Raw genomic sequence first — 20626 nt, forward strand, 5'->3', positions numbered from 1 at the left:
CCCGCCGTCACATCCTGCGCGGCGGCCGGCTCAGCAAATCACCCCTTAAGCGTGCGCTCCACGATGTCGCGCACGTCAGTGGAAAGGTTGGGCGCCTGTTCGATCTTGCTCAATGCGGCGCGGGCATGATCGGCACGCGTCGGCTCCAGTGAGCGCCAGGAGCGCATCGAGGTAAGAATTCGGGCGGCGAGTTGCGGGTTGCGCTCGTCGATTTTGAGAATCTCACCGGCAAGGAAGTGGTAGCCTTCGCCGTCGGCACGACCGAAGCCGGTCGGATTGGCGAAGGCAAAGGTGCCGACCAGCGCCCGCATCCTGTTCGGATTGGTCCGCTTGAACAGCGAATTTTCCATCAGGGCGCGGACCCGCTCCAAGGCCTTGGCGCCGGGGATGCCGGCCTGGATCGCGAACCATTTGTCGATGACGAGCGCATTTTCTGCGAAGCGGTCGCGGAAGGCTGTGAGCGCCTCGCTGGTCTGCTCACTCTCGGGGAAATGATGGGCGAGGATCGTCAGCGCATGGCTGAGATCGGTCATGTTGTTGGACGCGTCGAAGGCGGCCTTGGCACGAAACGGTGTCTGCTCGGCATAGGAGAGGTAGGTGAGGGCGCTATTGCGCAGGGCGCGCAGGCCGGCGCTTCGGGCATCCGGGCTGAAGGCGCCTGAGGTCGTCATTGCCGCGTAAAGGCTGGCGAAAATATCCTTCCCGGCATCGGCGATCTGTTTCAGGATCGCCTGACGGCCGGAATGGATGGCGTCGGGATCATTGTTGCTGCCGAGTTCGCGGGCAATATCGGATTCGCTCGGCAGAGCCAGCGCCTGAGCGCGGAAGGCGGGCTCGAGGCTCTCGTCGGCGGCAGCCGCAATCAGCGTCTCGACGAAGGTCGCCTCGCAGGCGACGGGCTTGCCCTCACGCGCGTCGCGGGCGGCCTTGAGAAGGTTCGGCAGCGCCAGATCGGTCAGCGCCTGCCAGCGGGCGAAATGATCCGTCTCGTACCGGGCGAGGCGGGCAAGGTCGGCCGGGCTCTGATCGAAATGCAGATTGATCGGCGCCGAGAAGCTGCGGTTGATCGAGACGACCGGACGCGAGCCGATGCCGTGGAATACCACCGTCTGGGCGCGGTTGGTCAGGTGCAGCACCTCGCCGGCATATTCGGCGCCGCTGACCGAGCTCGGTTCGATCATGCCGCCGTTTTCGCCGAACAGCGCGAGGCTGAGCGGAATATGCATCGGTTCCTTGCTCGACTGGCCGGGTGTTGCCGGAACCATCTGTTCGAGCGACAGGGTGAAGGTGCTGGCCGCCGGATCGTAGCTGCCCGACGCGGTGACGAGCGGCGTGCCGGCCTGATGGTACCAGAGCGAGAATTGCGTCAGGTCGCGCCCGCTTGCATCCTCGAAGCATGCGACGAAATCCTCGATCGTCACGGCCTGACCGTCATGGCGGTCGAAATAGAGGTCCATGCCCCGCTTGAAAGCGTCTTTGCCGAGAAGTGTGGCGATCATCCTCGTGACTTCGCTGCCCTTCTCGTAGACAGTCCGCGTGTAGAAGTTGTTGATCTCGCGATATGTCGTCGGCCGCACCGGATGGGCCAGAGGGCCGCCATCCTCCGGAAACTGTTCGGATTTCAGATGGCGCACATCGGCGATGCGTTTGACCGGGCGCGAGCGCTGGTCGGAGGAGAATTCCTGGTCGCGATAGACCGTCAGGCCTTCCTTGAGGCACAGCTGGAACCAGTCACGGCAGGTGATGCGGTTGCCGGTCCAATTGTGGAAATATTCATGCGCGATGACCGCTTCGATATTGGCGTAGTCGGCATCGGTCGCGGTCTCGGGATCGGCAAGGACATATCTGTCGTTGAAGACGTTGAGGCCCTTGTTCTCCATCGCCCCCATGTTGAAGTCGGAGACGGCGACGATCATGAAGATGTCGAGATCATATTCGCGCCCGAACCGCTCTTCGTCCCACTTCATCGAGCGCTTCAGCGCATCCATCGCATAGGCTGCGCGAGGCTCCTTGCCGTGTTCGACATAGATCTTCAGCACCACTTCACGGCCGGACATGGTGGTGAAGGTGTCTTCGACGACGCCGAGATCGCCGGCCACGAGGGCGAAAAGATAGCTTGGCTTCGGATGCGGGTCGAACCAGGCGGCGAAATGCTTGCCGGGGCCGTAGCCGGCGCCGCCCAGGAAGTTGCCGTTCGATAGCAGCAGCGGGTTGGCGTCCTTGTCGGCGATGATGTTGACCGTATAGGGCGCAAGCACGTCGGGTCGGTCGGGGAAGTAGGTGATGCGGCGGAAGCCCTCCGCCTCGCACTGCGTGCAGTAGACGCCGCCGGTGCGGTAGAGGCCCATCAGCTGGGTATTGGCCTCGGGATTGATGATCGTGGTGATCGTCAGCTCGAAAGGGGCGCTTTCCGGCAGGTCGCGCACCGTCAGGCTTTCCGGCGTCGCGTCATAACGTGAAGGGTCAAGCTCCACCTGGTCGAACAGCAGCCCCGCCAGCGTCAGCTCGTCGCCGTCGAGCACGATCGGCGCCGCGATGTCGGCGCCCGGACGACGATGAAAGATGAGACGCGCTTCGACCTTTGTCTCGGTCGGATCAAGTTCGAATGTCAGGTCCACGCGTTCCAGCACGAAGTCGGTGGGACGGTAATCTGCCAGATGAATGACCTGGCCGGTATCTGTTCGCATGGTGTTTCCTGAAGACCGTTATTTGACAACCGCGGATACAGAGGCGGGCGCACTCTGCCTAAATTGCCGGGCATGATTACATTAAAGTCTGAACTAAAGTTAAAGCAAATTGCCGGCAAACGCGAAGTTCGCAGGCAAAATATCCATGGGAGCCGGATGAACGTGGCAGCCGGCCGAAAGGCGTTATATCGGATCGAGCAGCCGCTCTCCCGCCTGCCCAGTCGGATCGGATGCGAAAAGCGATAAATTTTCGCCCATCTCGATTTTCTTTAGCTAGGATGACAGACGTCACTCGCCGCGTCCCCGAGTCGGATGCGTCTCCCCGTTGCTTTTAAGTCAGCATCAGAGCCAGGATCATGCACTCGGTTCTCAGAAACCCGATGAGAGGCATTGCGCTGAAAGTCTCGTCGGTCGTGGTCTTCCTGGCCATGCAGACCTTCATCAAGCTGGCCGGCCCGCATATCCCGCCGGGCCAGGTCACCTTCTGCCGGTCCTTCTTCGCGCTCTTCCCGATCATGGCTTATCTCGCTTATATCGGCCAGCTGCGCGCAGCCTTCCACACCGCCAACCCGCTCGGCCACCTGAAGCGCGGCACGATCGGCATCCTGTCGATGGCTTTCGGTTTTTACGGCCTGCTGCATCTGCCGCTGCCGGAGGCGATCGCGCTTGGCTACGCTTTGCCGCTCGTCGCCGTTGTCTTCGCCGCGGTTTTTCTCGGCGAGACCGTGCGCATCTATCGCTGGAGCGCCGTTCTCGTCGGCATCGTCGGCGTCGCCATCGTCTCCTGGCCGAAGCTGACGCTGTTTCGTGACGGCGGCATGCAAGCCGAACAGGCCGTCGGCGCGCTTTGCGTGCTGCTCTCGGCCGTTCTCGGCGGCATGGCGATGATCCAGGTGCGTCGGCTCGTCGAAGAAGAGAAGACTGCGACGATCGTGCTTTATTTTTCGCTGACCGCGTCGATCTTCTCGCTGGCTTCCCTTCCTTTCGGCTGGCTCGTCCTGCCATGGCCGTCGGCGCTTTATCTGGTCGCTGCCGGCTTTTGCGGCGGCGTCGCCCAGATTTTGCTGACGGAAAGCTACCGCCATGCGGATGTCTCCACCATCGCGCCGTTCGAATATACGTCGATCCTGCTCGGCGGTATCGTCGGCTACTTCGTCTTCGGCGACGTGCCGACCGTCACAATGCTGATCGGTACCGTCATCGTCGTTGCTGCCGGTATCTTCATCATTTATCGCGAGCATCAGCTGGGCATCGAACAGCGAGGGGCGCGCAAGGCGACGACGCCGCAAGCCTGAGGTGCCGACCGGCACTATATTTTACGCAGGGATTGCTGTCATGAGAGGCTTGCTGCCGGTGAGCGAAAAGAATGGCGAATTCTTGGGATGGCGTCGACCTGCGGAATATGATTGTTGAACATGAAAAACTATCATTTATTCAATGCTATGCATGTCTGAATGAGCCGGTTTGCGGCTTTCGATATTACTGCTCCGAACGCTGGCCTGCGAGCGGAGATGGAGAAAAGCATAATGGCGTTCACGGCGGAGCAATTGGCGGGGAACTGCTCCTTTTTGATGAGCATCCGCTTTCTGGCTGGGCAGACGCGCAGCATGTTCGACGCCGGTCCACGTTTGGCGCGACTGCTCGCCTCCCATCAGCGCTGGCTCCTGACCCAGACCGCCTATGCTCTCCACCTGGAATATGATCCGCGCGACCCGACGTCGGGTTTCACCGCCGTTCGGCTGACCGGCCGCATCACCGCACACAAGGTGGCGAGCCGTAACACCGTGCTCGCTTTCATCGAAGAACTTTATACCTACCGCTTCATCGCTCACACGCCTGGCGACGAGCGGCGCCGCCCACGGCATTTTGAACCGGCCATTGTCAGCCACCAGGCAATGTTTGGCTGGATTCACGCCAATCTGGCTGCGCTCGACCTGCTGGACGGCGGCGAAAGGGCGGCCTTTTTCCAGGCAAATCCAGCATTGATGAAGCTTGTTCAGCCGCGCATCGCACGCCATTGCCTGGAAGACGCCGCCTGGCGGGAGCCGCCGGAGCAGGTGGCGCAGTTTCTCTGGACCGAAGCCGGCGGCCTCGTGGTCGACAACTTCATCAGCCGGATGGATATCGAGAACACCGCTTCTGACAGCTTTGTCGTCGGCCGCGTCGAAACCCGCGCGCTCGCCGCCGATTTCATGATGTCGCGCACGCACCTGCAGCGGCTCTTGGCGAAGGCGGCGCAGCGCGGCTGCGTCGGCTGGCATGACGAGCCGCGCAAGACGCGGCTCTGGATATCGCGGGATTTTGTCGAAGAATATTGCGCCTGGCAGGCCGTCAAGTTCGCCTATGTCGACGAAGCCTTCGAATGGGCGAAAGCCCGGATCGAAGAAATGGCAGTCTGATCAGAGAACGATCGCCGCTGCACTCGCGCCAAGATCCGAGGCGACATCGGCAGGCCTGACCGACAGCTCGCGCTCATATTCCCGTGCGGCGCAGACCGCGACGCGGATATGTTCGAAGGTTTCGATATTGCGCAGAAACGACAGCAGGATCGTCGACATGGTGGTTTACTCTGACATGAACGGGCAGGCGGCTGCGCGATTCCTTAGAGGCCTTTGATGCCTCTGAAAAGATGCGCGGCGCGGCAGCGCCCGCCGCTTAATATTGCTGGAAGTCGGAAAAAATGGCGTTCGGACGTGCCGTGCGGCTGTTGATGCCGGTGCCGCGGGCAACCATCTGCTCGTTCGCGGCAAAGCCGAAGCGGCTATAGCCGTTAGTGGAACGAATCTGGTCGCCGGTGAGACGAAGGGTTTCAAACCCGCAATGGATAGGACGAAATCGTTTGTTCATGGCCTTGGTTCCTGTAATTCCTCCCAAGACGCGGCCTTATATTGCAGTGCAACATCGATTCTGCAATGCATCGTAATGCGATGCAGCCATGCGAAATACGCATGGATCATTTTATGAATCGTTCACTTCGACTAATTTCTGAGCAAAGAGAGCGAGTTCAGTTTCGCTTGAAAGATCAGCAGGTCGTTCCAGGCCAACCGTTTGTTGACAGGTGCGGTTAACAGATCCTGAGGATGCAGGCTGGCAATGGCGGGAACGACGCGCTCGGCGACGGCAATTTCTCTCCAGCGGCCACGCAAGCCGTGAATCGTATCGTTTTCTCCGAAGAAGAACCGCGCCGCGAAATTGCCGAGCAGCAGGATCGCCTGCGGCTCGGCGAGCGCAATCTGCCGCTCGATGAAGGGTCGGCAGATATCCATTTCGGCCGGCGACGCCGCGCGGTTGCCGGGCGGCCGCCAGGGAATGACCTGCGTCAGCAGGACGCTGTCACGGCTAAGTCCGATCGCCGCCAGCATCCTGTCGAACAACTGGCCGGATTTTCCCGAGAAGGGCGTACCTTCACGATCGTCTTCGGCGCTCGGCGCCGAGCCGATCACCATGATGCCGCTGCCGGGATCGCCGCTGGCAAAGATGGTCGAGCGGGCGCTGTGCTTGAGATTGCAGCCGTTGAAGGATTCGATTGCGGTCTTCAGCTCGCTGAGCGACCGCGCGGTTTCGGCGACGAAACGCGCCTGCTGCACGGCCTCGTTGTCTGGGATCGCCGGCTGCGGCCCGGCGGCCGGGGTCGGACGTGCCGCTGCACTCGGACGAGGCGATGTCTGGCGCTGCCCAGGCGACGGACGTTGCTCAGTGGGAGATGGTTCCTGCTGGGTCTGCGCGGCCGGACGGCGCGCAGCCTTCATCGCCTCGAATTCGGCGAAGCGGTCGACCGCCTCTTCTTCCAGCAGCCATTCCACACCGGCATCCGCATGGAAATGCAGAAGTGCTGCAAGCTCGGCGGGGGAAAGGTCGTTGGCGGAGATCATACGGCAAATCTAGCGAAGAGATCGTGGCATTGAAAGGGCGGGCGGCACGTTGGCCGCGCTTGCCCGCTTTATTGCACAGTCCATTGCGCGATGTCGTCGCGTTCGCCGATCAGCGCCAGACCATGGGCGATCGACAGCAGTTCGCCACCGCTTTCGATCCGGTCGCGCTCGAAGCGCTCGGTGAAGATGCGGCGCACCGCCGGCACGAAGGAGGTGCCGCCGGTCAGGAACACCTTGTCGATGTCAGCAGGCTTCGTCTCGGTTTTGACAAGCACCTCGTCGAGGGCGCCTTCGATGCGGGCGAGATCCTCGGCGATCCAGCTTTCGAAGTCGCGGCGCTTAATGCTGCGCTGTCCGCCGCGGCCAAGCGGCGCGAATTCGAAAGGCGCCTCGTCGGCAGCCGAGAGCGCCATCTTCGTCGTCGACACCGCCTGGTAGAGCGGATAGCCTTCGTCATGATCGATGAGGTCGATGAAGATTTCGAGCTTTTCCGGCTCAAGGCTGGTGCGCACCAGTTTCTTCAGATCCTCGAATTCCCGCGTGGTCTTGAAGATCGACAGCTGGTTCCAGCGGCCGAAGCTGGAATAGTAGTTGACTTCGAGAATCTTGTCGAAGCTCCTGAAATGGCTTCCCTTGCCGATCAGCGGCGCGACGATATTGTCGATCATCCGATAGTCGAAATGATCGCCGGCGACGCCGACGCCGGAATGGCCGATCGGCGTTGCCGTCAGCCTGCCGGCGACGGTTTCGAAGCGGATAAGCGAATAGTCGGTCGTGCCGCCGCCGAAATCGGCAACCAGCACCGTCGCATCCTGCTTCAAGTTCTGCGCAAAATAGAAGGCGGCGGCGACCGGCTCGTAGACATAGTGGATTTCGGGAAAGCCGAAGCGCGACAGCGCCTCGTTATAGCGTTCGGTCGCGAGCGCCGGATCGGGGCTGGCGCCGGCGAAATGCACCGGCCGGCCGGTGACGATGCGGCTGACATCCGAGGGCCAGCTGTCGCCGGCATAGTTGCGCAGGCGCCGCACGAAGATCTCCATCAAATCCTCGAAATTGTGCCGCTTGGCGAAGATCAGCGTGCCCTGGAACAGCGCGCTTGCCGCAAAGGTCTTGATCGACTGCAGGAACCGGCATTCGCCGGGATTGTCGATGAATTGCCGGATGGCCGCATGGCCCGCCTCCACTTTCAGCGCCGAGGCGCCGAGCTGGGCGTCCTTCATGAAGGAGAGTGCCGTCCGCATGCTGTCGGCCGTCCCGGCCGCGCTTGTGAACGTCATCGAACCCGTTGTCCCGCCATCCGCCGTGGCGAGAACCGTATTCGTCGTGCCGAAGTCGAAACCCAGCGCCTGAGCCATGCCCGCACCTCTTCATGCCGATTGTTGCTGGAGACGGAGCAGCTCTCCGCAAGGGCGTAAAGGACGCCTGGATCAAGGAGGGCGGTTGATGCCATAGCGGCGTGACACATTCAAGGGGATTGAAGATCGAGACGCGTTGCCGCGCCCGCTTCTTCGCCGCTCGGGGGCAAGAAGCGGACAGGCAAGGCCCGGTATCGTCAGAACTCCTTACTCGGCGGCCAGCGCCCTTGTCTCCTGCAGCACCGGCTCCTCGACCTTCTTCTGGCCCATCAGCCGGCCGAGGAAATGGCCGAACCGGTCCATCTCGACGAAGATGACAGGGGTGATGAACAGCGTCAGCAACTGCGACACGACGAGGCCGCCGACGACGGCTATGCCGAGCGGCTGGCGCAGCTCCGAGCTGGCGCCGGTGCCGAGTGCGATCGGCAGCGCGCCGAGCAGGGCGCAGAAGGTCGTCATCATGATCGGCCGGAAGCGTCGCACACAGGCCTCGTGGATCGCCGACGTCGCCTTTTCGCCGGTCGTGCGCATGGTCTCCACCGCCACATCGATCATCATGATCGCGTTCTTCTTGACGATGCCGATCAGCATCAGCAGCCCGATGAGGACAATGATCGACAGGTCGAAGCCCATGATCTTCAAGGCGAGCAGCGCACCGAAGGCCGCCGCGGGCAAGCCGGACAGAATGGTGAGCGGATGGATGAAGCTTTCATAGAGCACGCCGAGCACAACATAGATGGTCAGCACCGCCGCCAGGATCAGATAGGGCGTATTGCCCTGCGACTGTTCGAAGATCTCGGCCGTGCCGCCATAGGAGGTGAAGACATCGGCCGGCAGGCCGATCTCCTTCTTGATCTGGTCGATCGCTGCCGTCGCGTCACTGAGCGAAACGCCTTCAGGCAGGTTGAAGGAAACGGTGGTCGAGACAAGCTGGCCCGTCTGGTTGATCGTCACGGGGCCGGTGGTGCGCTGCACGTGCGCGAAGTTCGAAAGCGGCACCAGACTGCCATTGGACGAGGCGACGCGAATCTCCGACAGCTTCTGGTCGTCCCAGGGTTTGCTGGTGTCGTATTCGACGATGACGTCGTAGCTGTCGCCGGTCGACTGGATCTCTGCCGCCGTATATCCGCTGAAGGATTCCTGCAGTGTCGTGCGCAGCGTATCGTTGTCGATCCCATAGGCCGCCGCCCGCTCACTATCGATGACGATATTGGCTTGCAGGGCGTTGTTCTGGGCATCCGACGTCACATCGGTGAACAGCCCGCGGTCACCACGCATCGCCGCTTGGATCTTGCCGGCCCAGAGATTGGTCTGGTCGGCGCTCAGCGCCTGAATGACCAGCTGATATTGGCTTGCGGTCTGGCGGCCGCCGAAGCGCAGGCTCTGATTCGGCGTCACGAAGGCCTGCAATCCGGGGATCTTGTTGATCGCGGTGCGCAGCTCACGCAACGTCTGATCAAGCGGCGGGCGCTCCTTCTTGTCCTTGAGTTCGACGAACATCGAGCCATTGTTCTGCGGTTTGTTCGGATTGCCGCCGATCGTCGACATGACATGGTTGACGGCCGGGTTCGCCTTGACGGCGGCTGCCGCCTGCTGCTGCAGAGCCTCCATGGCGGAATAGGAAATGTCTTGCCGGGCCTGCGTGCTGATCGTCAGCCGGCCGATGTCCTCCTGCGGGAAGAAGCTGGTCGGCAGCGTCATGAAGAAATAGATTGTCAGCGCCACCGAGCCGAGGAACAGGCCGAGAATCGTGACACGATGGCGAAGACACCAGCCGACTGATCTGTCGTAGCCGCGGAGTGTCCGCTCGAAACCGGCATCGAAGATGCGGATCAAAAGCGGCGGCCGGCTGTGATTGTTGGAAAGGCGCGAACCAAGCATCGGCGTCACGGTTAGCGAAACGATCGCCGACGAGATGATGGCGATGGCGACCACCATGCCGAATTCGTTGAACACGCGGCCGACGACGCCGCCCATCAGGAGGATCGGGATGAAGACGGCAATCAGCGAAACCGACATGGATATGATCGTGTAGCTGACTTCGCCGGCCCCTTTGATCGCCGCCTCGCGCACCGGCATGCCTTCCTCGACATGGCGCAGGATGTTCTCGAGCATGACGATCGCGTCGTCCACCACCAGTCCCACTGCCAGTGTCAGCCCGAGCAGCGAAATGTTGTCGATGCTGTAGCCGAGCACATACATCATGCCGAAGGTCGCAATCAGCGACAGCGGAACGGCAAGCCCCGGGATGATCGTTGCCGTTGCATGGCCGGTGAAGAGGTAGATGACGAGAACGACGAGGCCGATCGTCAGGAAGAGTGTGAACTTAACGTCGGCAATGGCGGCGCGAATGGGTTTTGCGGCGTCGTTCATGACCACGGTCGTCACCGAAGACGGAATTTCGGCGTGCAACTGCGGCAGCTTGGCGTTGATTGCATCGACGACATCAACCGTATTGGCGTCCGGTTGGCGCTGGATGGCGAGGATGATGCCGCGCTGGCCGTCATACCAGCTGCCGGTATACTGGTTCTCGACGCCGTCCTGTACATCGGCGACATCGCCGAGATGGATCGGCGCTCCGTTCGGATTGGCGATCACGAGCGAGCGGAACTGGTCGGCATTGGTGCGCTGCGTATTCGCGGTGATGGTCATGCTCTGTGAATTGTTCTGCAGCGTCCCCACGGGTTGCTGGCTGTTGGCGGCAGAAAGCGCCTTGTTGACGGTATCGATGCCGATGCCGCGTGTGAGCAGCTTGTTGGGATCGACCTCGACTCGTACAGCATAGGTCTGCGCACCATAGACGCTGACCTGGGCAACGCCGGGCAGCGTCGAAAGCGATGGCGAGATGATGTCCTCGGCGATCTCGTCGAGCTTGCTGCGCGGCATGGTGTTGCTCTGCACGGAGAGCAGCATCACAGGCGCATCGGCCGGGTTGGTCTTGCGATAGCTCGGTGGTGTCGTCAGGTTGTCGGGCAGCTGCCGCGTCGCGTGTGAGATTGCCGCCTGCACATCGGCAGCAGCCGCATCGATATCGCGATTGAGATCAAACTGCAGCACGATGCTGGTGCTGCCGAGCGAGCTCGAGGCGCTGATTTCGCTGATCCCGGGAATGGTCTCGAACTGCTTGATCAGCGGCGTGGCAACCGAGGTCGCCATGGTCTGCGGCGAAGCACCGCTCAGCTGCGCCGAAACGTTGATCGTCGGAAAATCAACCTGCGGCAGCGCTGCAACCGGCACGAGCCGGTAGCCGGCAAGACCGGCCAGAATGACGCCGATGGCAAGCAGCGTTGTTGCGACGGGGCGCTGGATACAGAAATTCGGGATCATTGCTGAGCTCCCACCGCGATCGTCTCGGACTGCCGCAGTTGCCGAGGCTCTTCGGCAGACGCGACGTCAAGCGTCTTGTCGTCGAACTGCTCGTTGATTGGCTGCTGGTCGCTGAGCTGGCCCTGGCCTTCGATGACGACATGGTCGCCCGGCTGAAGACCCGATTCGATAGCGGTGAAGCCGCCATTGGCGCGGGCGACGGTGACCGGCGTCAGATGCGATTTGCCGTCCTTGGCGACGAAGGCGAAGAACCCGTCCGGGCCGGGGCTGACGGCAACCGTCGGCACCACCACCTGCTGTTCGTCGTTGTTGAAATGCACGACGATATTGACCGATTGGCCGGGCCACAGCGCACCGGAGGCATTCTCGAATTTCGCCTTGGCCAAGATCGTGCCCGAGGCCGTGTCGACCGTGTTGTCGTAGAAGCTGATCTCGCCCTTGCGCACCTGCCCCTTGGAGGAAGCGGGAACTGTGCTGACCTCGACCGGGCCGGCTGCCAGCGCTTTCTTCAGGACGCGCAGATAGCGCTCCTGCAGGTGAAATTTCACATAGATCGGATCATATTTCGCGATGGTGACGATTGCCGACCCGGCATTGAGGAAGGCGCCCTTGCTGACGGCAATATCGCCGAGCCGGCCGTCGAAGGGCGCCCGGATATCCGTATTCTCGAGGGTGATTTGATCCGAGGCCAGGGTGGCCTTGTCAGCCTCGACTGTGGCCGCGGCGGTGTCGCGGGCAGCTCTTGCCTGGTCGAGGCTCTGCTGGGTGCCCGCCTTCTGGTCGAACAGGTCCTGTGCGCGAACCAGGGCCGTCTCCGCTTCCGAAAGCGTTGCCGTATCCCGGACGATCATCGCATTGTCCTTGTCGACCGCCGCCTTGGCCGTCCGGTCGTCGAGCTTGGCGATAAGGTCGCCGGCTTTGACGGTGGCTCCATCCTGCGCATTGATGCTGACGACCAGGCCCTGTTCCTGTGCGGCCATGGTCGTATTGTCGTCGGCATCGGCCCAGCCGGACGCGGTGACATCCGTCGGCAGCGTCGTTTTCACCGCAGCGACTGTTTTGACGACGGTCGGGCCACCACCTCCACGTCTGCGTCCGCCACCCTGGTGTTGCCCGCCATTCCCGGCTTGGTCGGTCGGCGCCTGATTGGCCTGCGTCTGTTCGCCCTGTGCCTGCCTGCTGCCGCCATTGCCGCCGGCCGGCTGCTTGATGAGCTGCGAAAGGTAGGGAATGTGCGCGGCATAAGGGACGAGATTCCCGAATTGCCAAACCCCGACCGCGGCGATTGCGACAAAGCTGACGGTGATCCAAAATTTCTTCATGGGTGAGACCGGGGTTTGAGCACGGGTGCAAATTTATGCTTTGATTGAGCCGCTTATATTGCGGCGCAAAAAAGACATAATTCCCGTGTCGCGATCACTAAGTGGTTATAATGGCTTAAATTTTTGTAATGAATATTCCGTAATATTCAGGTTATACTAATATATGTGAAGTGCAAATTGGCGCGGGCTCGAAGGCTGCAATCCGGCGGTTCGCAACAGCTCGGTGCCACTCCCCACGCGCGAAAGATGGGGAAACAGAGAAGGCAGCTCGTCATGACTGAATTGGATGCCAGCGAATTTCGCTCTGTCGTCACAAGCGTATTTCCCGAACTGACCGGCTCCGTCTTCAAGCTGGCGGCAAAGGACTGGGATTCGATCGCGATCGACGTCGACGACACGCTGATCTTCAAGTTTCCCCGCCATATAGGCGCCGAAAGAGCGCTTGTGAAAGAAGCCGCTTTGCTCAATGTCGTCCGACCGTCGCTGTCGATGGCGGTTCCCGACATGCGCATTCACGACGGGCCGCCGATCTTCTCCAGCCACGCCAAGCTCGAGGGTGAACACCTTATTGCCGAAGACTACGATGCGCTTCGGGAGGGCGACCGTCAGCGGCTCGCGGATGACCTCGCGCGATTTTACGCCGAGCTGCACGCGCTCGATGCCGATCTTCTACGGGCGGCCGGCGCCGGAGCGATCCAGCCATGGCAATCGCCGGAGGCGGTTCGGACGAAGGCTTTGCCGCTGCTGCCGCCCGATATCAAGGGCTTTGCGGAGAGCGTTGTTTCGGATTTCGAGGCCTTGCCGCCGGATCCCTTCGGCAGCGTCTTTGGTTTCTTCGATGGCCACGGCTGGAATATGGCATTCGATCACGGGCACGGTAAGCTCAACGGCATTTACGATTTCGCCGATTCAGGTTTCGGTCCGTTGCACCAGGAGTTCATCTATTCGAACTTCATCTCGCCCGATCTGACCGCGCGCATCGTCTCTGCCTATGAAATGCTGACCGGACGGAGGCTCGACCGGCGGCGCATTGCGATCCTGACGGGTTTCCATCGGCTTTCCGAACTCGCCGAACTTGCCGACGATCCGGCCAATGTCGAACAGATGATCCGGAACGCGGCGACCTGGGCTGCCGTGGCGGTCCGTGCGGCCTGAGCTGCTCTAGACGGACCGTGCGGCGCCGCCGTCGCAGCGGATGAGCGAGCCGGTAATGTAGCTTGCCGGTTGGCTGCACAGGAAGGCGGCCGTTGCGGCAAATTCCTCGACCCTGCCGTAGCGGCCGACAGGAATGCGCGCCTCCTTGTCGGCGCGGATTTCCTCGAGGCTTTTGCCCGTCCGCTTTGCCGCGGCGCCGTCGAGGTCGTCGAGCCGCCTGGTCAGGATGCTGCCCGGCAGAAGCAAGTTGGTGGTGATGCCGAAGCTCGCCACTTCGGAGGCAAGAGTCTTGCTCCAGCCGGCAAGCGCCGGGCGCAGCGTGTTCGACAGCGCCAGGTTGGCGATCGGTTCGATCACGCCTGATGAGGCGACCGTCAGGATGCGGCCCCAGCCTTGCGCCTTCATGTCAGGCAGCAGCGCATTGGTGAGCGTGATCACCCGGGCGACCATGGAGAGGAAATAGGTTTCGAGCTTTTCGGCCGTCATCTCCTCCGTCGTGCCGGGCGTTGGCCCGCCGGTATTGTTGACGAGGATGTCGATGCCGCCGAACCTCTCCTTCACTGCCGTCGTTGCCGTCTCGACGAAGCGCTCATCGCCAAGATCGGCCCAGATCCAGTCGGCCCGGCCATTGCCTTCGCTGTTGATCGCCGCGCAATTGGCCTCCAGCTGTTCGCCGCTGCGCCCGCACAGCAGCACGTTTGCGCCTTCGCGCGCGAGTGCTGTGGCGATGCCGAGGCCAAGCCCGCGCGAGGAGGCAAGAACGAGCGCCCGTTTGCCCTTGATACCGAGATCCATGATTTCCTCCGATGTCTTCGAGGCATGTATAAGGCGCGGACGACAAAAAGGGAAAGGGACGACTGTGGTCTCGCGGGTTTCACAACTGACGTTAACGTAAGCGGTACCGTAAGTCTCGCATCGGCTGGAATGTCTTTGTGCGAATTGAGGATTGGCTGTCGCATCCCGGCTCGACAATGCTTCGCGGTTTTGACAAGACAGTGGCCATGGGATGATGGCCACTGGCCAAGCGGAGACGAATGAATGACCGAGACGACTGAGCTGCCCGAACGCGAGAGCATGGAATTTGACGTTGTGATCGTCGGCGCCGGTCCTGCCGGTTTGGCGGCGGCCATCCGGCTGAAGCAGGTCAATCCGGAACTGTCCGTCGTGGTGCTGGAGAAGGGGGCCGAGGTCGGCGCCCATATCCTCTCCGGCGCCGTCGTCGATCCCATTGGCATCGACCGGCTGCTGCCCGGCTGGCGCAAGGAGGAAGGCCATCCCTTCAAGACCGAGGTGACCGCCGACCACTTCCTGGTCCTCGGCCCCGCCGGCTCGATCCGTCTGCCGAACATCCTGATGCCGCCCTTGATGAACAATCACGGCAACTACATCGTGTCACTCGGCAATGTCTGTCGCTGGCTGGCTGGCAAAGCAGAAGAACTCGGCGTCGAGATCTATCCGGGCTTTGCCGCCGTCGAAGTGCTGTACGATGACAAAGGCGCGGTGATCGGCGTTGCCACCGGCGATATGGGCATCGAGAAGAATGGCGAGCCTGGTCCCAACTACACCCGCGGCATGGAGCTGCGCGGCAAATATACGCTGATCGGCGAAGGCGTGCGTGGCTCGCTCGCCAAGCAGCTGATCGCCAAGTTCGACCTGCAGAAGGACCGCGAGCCGCAGAAATTCGGCATCGGCATCAAGGAGCTCTGGCAGGTCAAGCCGGAGAATCACAAGCCTGGTCTGGTGCAGCACTCCTTCGGCTGGCCGCTCGGCATGAAAACCGGCGGCGGTTCCTTCCTTTATCACCTCGAAGACAATCTGGTGGCCGTCGGCTTCGTTGTCCACCTGAACTACAAGAACCCTTATCTCTACCCCTTCGAGGAGTTCCAGCGCTTCAAGACCCATCCGGCGATCCGGGGAACTTTCGAGGGTGGCAAGCGGCTGTCCTATGGCGCGCGTGCGATCACCGAGGGCGGCTATCAGTCGGTGCCGAAGCTTTCCTTCCCCGGCGGGGCGCTGATCGGCTGTTCGGCCGGTCTCGTCAATGTGCCGCGCATCAAGGGCAGCCACAATGCGGTGCTGTCGGGCATGCTGGCGGCCGAGAAGATCGCCGCGGCGATTGTATCAGGCCGCAGCCATGACGAAGTGGTCGAGATCGAGAATGAATGGCGCGCCACAGACATTGGCCGCGACCTGAAGCTGGTGCGCAACGTCAAGCCGCTGTGGTCGAAGTTCGGCACGGCCGTCGGCGTCGCGCTCGGCGGCCTCGACATGTGGGTGAACACGCTGTTCGGCTTCTCCTTCTTCGGCACCCTTGGTCACGGCAAGACCGATGCGCAGAGCCTGGAGCCGGCCGCCAACCACAAACCGATCGCCTATCCGAAACCGGATGGCGTTCTGACCTTCGACCGCCTGTCCTCGGTGTTCCTGTCGAACACCAATCACGAGGAAGACCAGCCGGTGCATCTGCAGGTCAAGGACATGGCGCTGCAGAAGAGCTCCGAGCTCGGCATCTATGCCGGCCCGTCGACACGCTACTGTCCGGCCGGCGTCTACGAATGGGTGGAGAAGGATGGCGACAAGACCTTCGTTATCAACGCCCAGAACTGCGTGCACTGCAAGACTTGCGACATCAAGGACCCGAACCAAAACATCAACTGGGTGCCGCCGCAGGGCGGCGAGGGGCCGGTCTATCCGAATATGTGAGGTGCCTCGCCGACATCGGCGGTGATTTCGACCGCTGACGTCTTCGTGATCGCCTTTCGCCGGCTGCCGTTAGCCGTTCGTTAACCATAAATTCCTTAGCTTGCGACATGTTGTTGACGCACTAAGGACACATTCATGACGATCTCCCGCCGGGGCTTTCTGATCGCTCTGCCGCTTTTTGTCGCCGGCTGCTCCTCGACCGGCCTCAATAGCCAGACGAATTATGCAGCACTTCCGGATGAAAAGTTTCCGCTGAGGCAGGTGCCGATCGATAAGATCAAGCCGGAACTTCGCCGCCAGGAAGTCGCCTATGAAACCACACATGCGCCGGGCACGATCGTCATCGACACGCCGGCGCGTCGCGCCTACTACGTCCTCGGTGACGGCAGGGCGATGCGATATGGCGTCGGTGTCGGCCGCGAGGGGCTGGCCTTTGCCGGTAACGCCTATATCGGGCGCAAGGCCGAGTGGCCGAACTGGACGCCGACGGAAAACATGCAGCGTCGCGAGGAACGCTATCGCAGGCTCGCCGGCGGTATGCCCGGTGGCCCTAACAATCCGCTCGGCGCGCGCGCAATGTATCTCTATCGCGGCGGCAACGACACGCATTTTCGGATCCACGGCACCAATCAGCCGGAATCGATTGGTCTCGCCATGTCGAGCGGCTGTATCCGCATGATGAATCACGATGTCATCGATCTCTATGGTCGCGTGGAGGTCGGTGCCCGGGTCGTTGTCATCCAAGCCTGAACGATCGAGAACACACTGAAAAGCCGCGGCAGCGATGGCTGCCGGCGGCTTGATATTGTCGATTGTGGCTGATGGTCAGCGTCGTGCAGCGATACCGGTTGAAAGCGCGACGCCGATGCCGGTGATCACTGCTGCACTGATTTCGGCAAGACCAATCGTTTCACCAAGGAGAAAACCGCCGCCGACAGTCGCAAGAACAGGCGTCAATGCCGTAAAGGCGGCGGCCTGCGTTCCGCCGAGGATGCGGACCGCCGTGCCATAGGCGACCATGGCGACGAGGCCCGACAGAATACCCTGGCTCAACACCTGCAGTCCGATCTCGGCAAGCGGCGCCTGTGGCAGCGAGACGCCGAAGACGAGGCCGAGCATCGCCATGATCAGGAAAGACCAGGCGGCGATCAGCGCGCTCGCCTGAATGGCCGTCAGCCCCGAGCGGCGGAAGGCATGCGTGTAGCTTGCCCATAGCACGGCGCCGGCAGGCAGCAGGACGAAGCTCGTCCAGGGTAGGGAGGCATCGGCAAAGCTGCGGGCGAGCAGGATCATCACGCCTCCGACGATTGCCGCCAGCCCGGCAATGCGTGTGGCATCCGGCCGCTCCCGAAACAACAGAATGCCGATCAATGCGGTGGCAAGCGGCATGGAGCCGCCGAGCAGGATGCCGGAGGAGGCGGCCGGTGTGGAGTGGATGGCGAGCGTTGTCACCAGGAAGAAGATCGCGCCGCAGCCGGCGACCATGATCGCCAGCAGATGGAGCGGCAGACCCTTCGGCAACAGGCCAGTGCGGAGCCAGACCGGCGAAAGCGCAAGCGCCGGGATGCCGAAGCGGATAAGGCCGATATCGATCGAACCGAGCGACGTCGCGGTACTGTGGCGGGTTGCCAGAAACCAGCTCGCCCAGATCAACACGGTGACGCTGCCGGCGGCATAACCGAGCGTCTGCGAAGGTGATTTGTCGTTTGAAAATGCGATCGTGCTCATAGTCCCAATCCTTTCCTCGATCCGGATCCTGTCCGGTTGAAAAGAAAATTAGCGCCGAAGGCCGGGGCATGTCCTTGCTATCTGTGGCTTGAAAATCGTGCTATACGCAATCTTCTGCCAAATGATGCCGATGGATCTCTGGAAAATGCCAAATCTCGACAAATTCGATATTGCCATCCTGAAATGCCTGCAGGAGGATGCGCGCGCCACCAATGTCGAGATCGCCGAGAAGGTGAACCTCTCGCCGTCGCCCTGCCTGCGCCGCATCCGCAATCTCGAACGCTCCGGTATCATCCGCGGTTACACCGCCGATATCGACCGCAAGGAGGTCGGTCTCGGCCTGACGGTCTTCGTCGAATTTAAGGTGGTGCATCACAGTCGCGAAAATTCCGAGGCGCAGCAGAAGGCGCTGCTCGCCATTCCCGAGATCGTCTCCTGCTTTCTGATCTCAGGTACGGCCGACTTCCTAGCCGAAGTGGTGGTGGAGGATCTCGCCGCCTATGAACGGCTGCTGACGGAGACGCTGCTGACTTTGCCGAACGTCAGCGACATCCGCTCGAACTTCGCCATCCGCAGCATAAAGACGCATGGGCCGCTGAAGCTGCCTGAGGGAAGGTGATTTCCCAAAGGTTTGGATAGGGCGTGGAGCCCACGCCTCATCCGCCTGCCGGCACCTTCTCCTCGTAAACGGGGCGAAGAGAGTATCGCCGCAACCTCTCCTTTCTCACCAATCTCTCGCAAGGCAGGTCCCCTCTCCCCGCGTGCGGGGAGAGGGCCAGGGTGAGGGGCACATCTAGCCGGTTGCGCATGTGCTACAGCAGCGTCCCGCTGAGGATGAGCAGCGCCACCGAGAAGTAGATGACGAGGCCGGTGACGTCGACCAGCGTGGCGACAAAGGGCGCAGAGGCGCTGGCCGGATCGAGTCGGAGTTTCTGCAGCATGAATGGCAGCATCGAACCGCAGATCGAGCCGAAGGTGACGATTCCGATCAGCGCGGCAAACACCGTGACGGCGACCATCGGCCAGTGCGGACCGTAATTGTAGAGCCCCGCCGATTGCCAGAAGACGATGCGGACGAAGCCGACGAGGCCGAGGATCGCGCCGAGCACGATGCCGGTCGGCAGTTCGCGCAACAGCACCTTCCACCAGTCCGAAAGCTTCAATTCGCCGAGCGCCAGCGCCCTTATGATCAGCGAAGTGGCCTGGGAACCCGAATTGCCGCCCGAGCTCATGATCAGCGGTATGAACAGCGTCAGCACCACGGCCTTTTCGAGCTCGCCTTCGAAATGCTGCATGGCGCTTGCTGTCAGCATCTCGCCGAGGAAGAGGGCGGCGAGCCAGCCGGCGCGCTTGCGGATCATGCCGGCGAAGCCGATCTTCATATAGGGCTGGCCGAGCGCCTCCATGCCGCCGAACTTCTGGGCGGCTTCCGTCGTGTCTGCGATCATCGTGTCGATCACATCGTCAACGGTGACGATGCCGAGCACCTGCCCGTGTTCGTCGATGACAGGCAGGGCGAGCAAATCGTGCTTGCGGATCAGCCGGGCGACGTCCTCCTGCTTCATCAGCGGATCGGCCGAAACCGGCGCGCCCTTCTGAGCCACGGAGAGGATGGATGCATCCGGCTCGCCGGTGATGAGGCGGCGCAGCGTCACCACATGCTGCAGCGCATGACTCAACTCATCGAGCACGTAGATAGCGTAAACCGTCTCGCGTGAGCGTTCGACCTGGCGTACATGATCGAGAGTCTGGGCAACGGTCCAGCTGTCGGGAACACTGACGAATTCCGTCGTCATGATGCCGCCCGCCGTGCGCGGGGGATAGCCCATCAGGTGCTGGATGGCGACGCGCACCGGCTCGTCGAGGCTGGAGAACAGCCGGGCCCGGGTCTCGCCGTCGAGTTCGAGCAGCACGTCGGCGACGCGGTCGTTGGACATGCCGTGCATCAGCCGTGCGGCGTCCTCGGCGCTGATCAGCGCGAGGATCTGTGCAGCGTTGCGAAGCTCCGGCCGGTCGAGCATATTGACGGCATAGTCGAGCGGCATGCCCGACAGCACCCGCCCCGCGTCCTGGACGCTGAGCGCATTCAGAGCTTCGACGCGTTCGGCGATTGTTGCGCCGCGGCTGTTGTTGATGAAGGCGCGGGCGGCATGGCCTGCCCGAAGAGGGAAGCGGTTGATATTCATTGAGGCTCGCCTTTCCGTCGATCCGCCGTAGCGTCCGATCGGGCGAGCCGACAGGAGTCGGTCAGCGCACGAGGGCGGCCGCGTACGGCAAAGGCAATCGACTGTTACTGTCGCTTGGCATCTGAGTGATGGCTCCGTTGAAATGCGCGGAAGATGAATGTCATCCACGTGTCATGCTAGGTGGCCCCGAACGCCGAAAAAGTCAAGCAGGATAAATGCTTAACGCCAGAATGTCGCACCTGTGCGGTGCGGCATTCCGGCGTGTGGCAATGACTTGCGGCTGACGGCTTA

Annotated in this window: 16 protein-coding genes; 6 read left to right on the plus strand and 10 right to left on the minus strand. The window is 61.7% G+C overall.

All coding sequences use genetic code 11. The annotated features are described in order from the left end of the window. Positions 1-38: 38 nt before the first annotated feature. Positions 39-2687 carry an aminopeptidase N gene (pepN, locus tag NXC14_RS06780; RefSeq protein WP_085777509.1) on the minus strand — a complete coding sequence of 883 codons (2649 nt, stop codon included), beginning with the start codon at positions 2685-2687 and terminating at the stop codon, positions 39-41. A 356-nt stretch (positions 2688-3043) separates the two neighbouring features. On the opposite strand from pepN, the gene NXC14_RS06785 reads away from it, so the two are divergent. Together NXC14_RS06785 and NXC14_RS06790 are read left to right on the plus strand one after the other, a co-directional pair. Continuing rightward, positions 3044-3982 (plus strand): DMT family transporter, encoded by a 939-nt coding sequence (locus tag NXC14_RS06785; RefSeq protein ID WP_085777510.1) that lies wholly within the window; start codon positions 3044-3046, stop codon positions 3980-3982. Positions 3983-4213: 231 nt separating this feature from the next. Beyond that, complete coding sequence (locus tag NXC14_RS06790) at positions 4214-5086, plus strand: hypothetical protein (RefSeq protein WP_085777511.1); 873 nt, start codon at positions 4214-4216, stop codon at positions 5084-5086. Here the strand turns inward: NXC14_RS06790 and NXC14_RS32920 are convergent, their stop codons facing one another. The 6 genes from NXC14_RS32920 to NXC14_RS06815 all read right to left on the minus strand — a co-directional run bounded on the left by NXC14_RS32920 (position 5087) and on the right by NXC14_RS06815 (position 12563). Then, on the minus strand, positions 5087-5245 hold the full coding sequence (locus tag NXC14_RS32920) for a hypothetical protein (RefSeq protein WP_198175510.1): 159 nt from the start codon (positions 5243-5245) through the stop codon (positions 5087-5089). Positions 5246-5342: 97 nt separating this feature from the next. Further along, complete coding sequence (locus tag NXC14_RS06795) at positions 5343-5534, minus strand: hypothetical protein (protein ID WP_085777512.1); 192 nt, start codon at positions 5532-5534, stop codon at positions 5343-5345. 131 nt (positions 5535-5665) lie between these two features. Then, a complete protein-coding gene (locus NXC14_RS06800; RefSeq protein ID WP_085777513.1) occupies positions 5666-6559 on the minus strand; it encodes a uracil-DNA glycosylase in 894 nt (297 codons plus the stop codon). 68 nt (positions 6560-6627) lie between these two features. After that, the gene (locus NXC14_RS06805; protein ID WP_085777514.1) at positions 6628-7914 is read right to left on the minus strand and encodes an Hsp70 family protein; all 1287 of its coding nucleotides are present in this window, start codon (positions 7912-7914) and stop codon (positions 6628-6630) included. Positions 7915-8121: 207 nt separating this feature from the next. After that, complete coding sequence (locus NXC14_RS06810; protein WP_085777515.1) at positions 8122-11241, minus strand: efflux RND transporter permease subunit; 3120 nt, start codon at positions 11239-11241, stop codon at positions 8122-8124. Then, positions 11238-12563, minus strand: coding sequence for an efflux RND transporter periplasmic adaptor subunit (locus tag NXC14_RS06815; RefSeq protein WP_085777516.1), 1326 nt, complete (start codon positions 12561-12563; stop codon positions 11238-11240). The genes NXC14_RS06810 and NXC14_RS06815 overlap by 4 nt, the downstream gene beginning before the upstream one ends. Before the next feature lie 273 nt (positions 12564-12836). On the opposite strand from NXC14_RS06815, the gene NXC14_RS06820 reads away from it, so the two are divergent. After that, a complete protein-coding gene (locus tag NXC14_RS06820; protein ID WP_085777517.1) occupies positions 12837-13718 on the plus strand; it encodes an aminoglycoside phosphotransferase family protein in 882 nt (293 codons plus the stop codon). 6 nt (positions 13719-13724) lie between these two features. On the opposite strand, the gene NXC14_RS06825 is transcribed toward NXC14_RS06820, so the two are convergent. After that, positions 13725-14513: an SDR family oxidoreductase gene (locus NXC14_RS06825; RefSeq protein ID WP_085777518.1), complete on the minus strand. Its 789-nt coding sequence runs from the start codon at positions 14511-14513 to the stop codon at positions 13725-13727. A gap of 243 nt (positions 14514-14756) precedes the next feature. Here NXC14_RS06825 and NXC14_RS06830 point away from each other — a divergent pair, with 243 nt between their 5' ends. Both NXC14_RS06830 and NXC14_RS06835 read left to right on the plus strand, forming a co-directional pair. After that, complete coding sequence (locus NXC14_RS06830) at positions 14757-16421, plus strand: electron transfer flavoprotein-ubiquinone oxidoreductase (protein ID WP_085777519.1); 1665 nt, start codon at positions 14757-14759, stop codon at positions 16419-16421. 135 nt (positions 16422-16556) lie between these two features. Further along, positions 16557-17171: a L,D-transpeptidase gene (locus NXC14_RS06835; protein ID WP_085777520.1), complete on the plus strand. Its 615-nt coding sequence runs from the start codon at positions 16557-16559 to the stop codon at positions 17169-17171. 75 nt (positions 17172-17246) lie between these two features. Here NXC14_RS06835 and NXC14_RS06840 read toward each other — a convergent pair whose 3' ends face one another. After that, positions 17247-18149 carry a DMT family transporter gene (locus NXC14_RS06840; protein WP_085777521.1) on the minus strand — a complete coding sequence of 301 codons (903 nt, stop codon included), beginning with the start codon at positions 18147-18149 and terminating at the stop codon, positions 17247-17249. A gap of 145 nt (positions 18150-18294) precedes the next feature. Between NXC14_RS06840 and NXC14_RS06845 the strand changes: the two genes are divergently transcribed. Then, the gene (locus tag NXC14_RS06845) at positions 18295-18768 is read left to right on the plus strand and encodes an Lrp/AsnC family transcriptional regulator (protein ID WP_041678850.1); all 474 of its coding nucleotides are present in this window, start codon (positions 18295-18297) and stop codon (positions 18766-18768) included. A 193-nt stretch (positions 18769-18961) separates the two neighbouring features. Here NXC14_RS06845 and mgtE read toward each other — a convergent pair whose 3' ends face one another. Then, positions 18962-20335 (minus strand): magnesium transporter, encoded by a 1374-nt coding sequence (mgtE, locus tag NXC14_RS06850; protein WP_085777522.1) that lies wholly within the window; start codon positions 20333-20335, stop codon positions 18962-18964. Positions 20336-20626 lie beyond the last annotated feature (291 nt).

Origin of the sequence: Rhizobium sp. NXC14, from assembly GCF_002117485.1 — a bacterium.
In the GTDB taxonomy this organism is placed as follows: Bacteria; Pseudomonadota; Alphaproteobacteria; order Rhizobiales; family Rhizobiaceae; genus Rhizobium.

Coding starts and splice junctions, on each gene's coding strand:
- pepN (WP_085777509.1), bottom strand. CDS start 2,687: ATGCGAACAGATACCGGCCAGGTCATTCATCTGGCAGATTACCGTCCC.
- NXC14_RS06785 (WP_085777510.1), top strand. CDS start 3,044: ATGCACTCGGTTCTCAGAAACCCGATGAGAGGCATTGCGCTGAAAGTC.
- NXC14_RS06790 (WP_085777511.1), top strand. CDS start 4,214: ATGGCGTTCACGGCGGAGCAATTGGCGGGGAACTGCTCCTTTTTGATG.
- NXC14_RS32920 (WP_198175510.1), bottom strand. CDS start 5,245: ATGTCGACGATCCTGCTGTCGTTTCTGCGCAATATCGAAACCTTCGAA.
- NXC14_RS06795 (WP_085777512.1), bottom strand. CDS start 5,534: ATGAACAAACGATTTCGTCCTATCCATTGCGGGTTTGAAACCCTTCGT.
- NXC14_RS06800 (WP_085777513.1), bottom strand. CDS start 6,559: ATGATCTCCGCCAACGACCTTTCCCCCGCCGAGCTTGCAGCACTTCTG.
- NXC14_RS06805 (WP_085777514.1), bottom strand. CDS start 7,914: ATGGCTCAGGCGCTGGGTTTCGACTTCGGCACGACGAATACGGTTCTC.
- NXC14_RS06810 (WP_085777515.1), bottom strand. CDS start 11,241: ATGATCCCGAATTTCTGTATCCAGCGCCCCGTCGCAACAACGCTGCTT.
- NXC14_RS06815 (WP_085777516.1), bottom strand. CDS start 12,563: ATGAAGAAATTTTGGATCACCGTCAGCTTTGTCGCAATCGCCGCGGTC.
- NXC14_RS06820 (WP_085777517.1), top strand. CDS start 12,837: ATGACTGAATTGGATGCCAGCGAATTTCGCTCTGTCGTCACAAGCGTA.
- NXC14_RS06825 (WP_085777518.1), bottom strand. CDS start 14,513: ATGGATCTCGGTATCAAGGGCAAACGGGCGCTCGTTCTTGCCTCCTCG.
- NXC14_RS06830 (WP_085777519.1), top strand. CDS start 14,757: ATGACCGAGACGACTGAGCTGCCCGAACGCGAGAGCATGGAATTTGAC.
- NXC14_RS06835 (WP_085777520.1), top strand. CDS start 16,557: ATGACGATCTCCCGCCGGGGCTTTCTGATCGCTCTGCCGCTTTTTGTC.
- NXC14_RS06840 (WP_085777521.1), bottom strand. CDS start 18,149: ATGAGCACGATCGCATTTTCAAACGACAAATCACCTTCGCAGACGCTC.
- NXC14_RS06845 (WP_041678850.1), top strand. CDS start 18,295: ATGCCAAATCTCGACAAATTCGATATTGCCATCCTGAAATGCCTGCAG.
- mgtE (WP_085777522.1), bottom strand. CDS start 20,335: ATGAATATCAACCGCTTCCCTCTTCGGGCAGGCCATGCCGCCCGCGCC.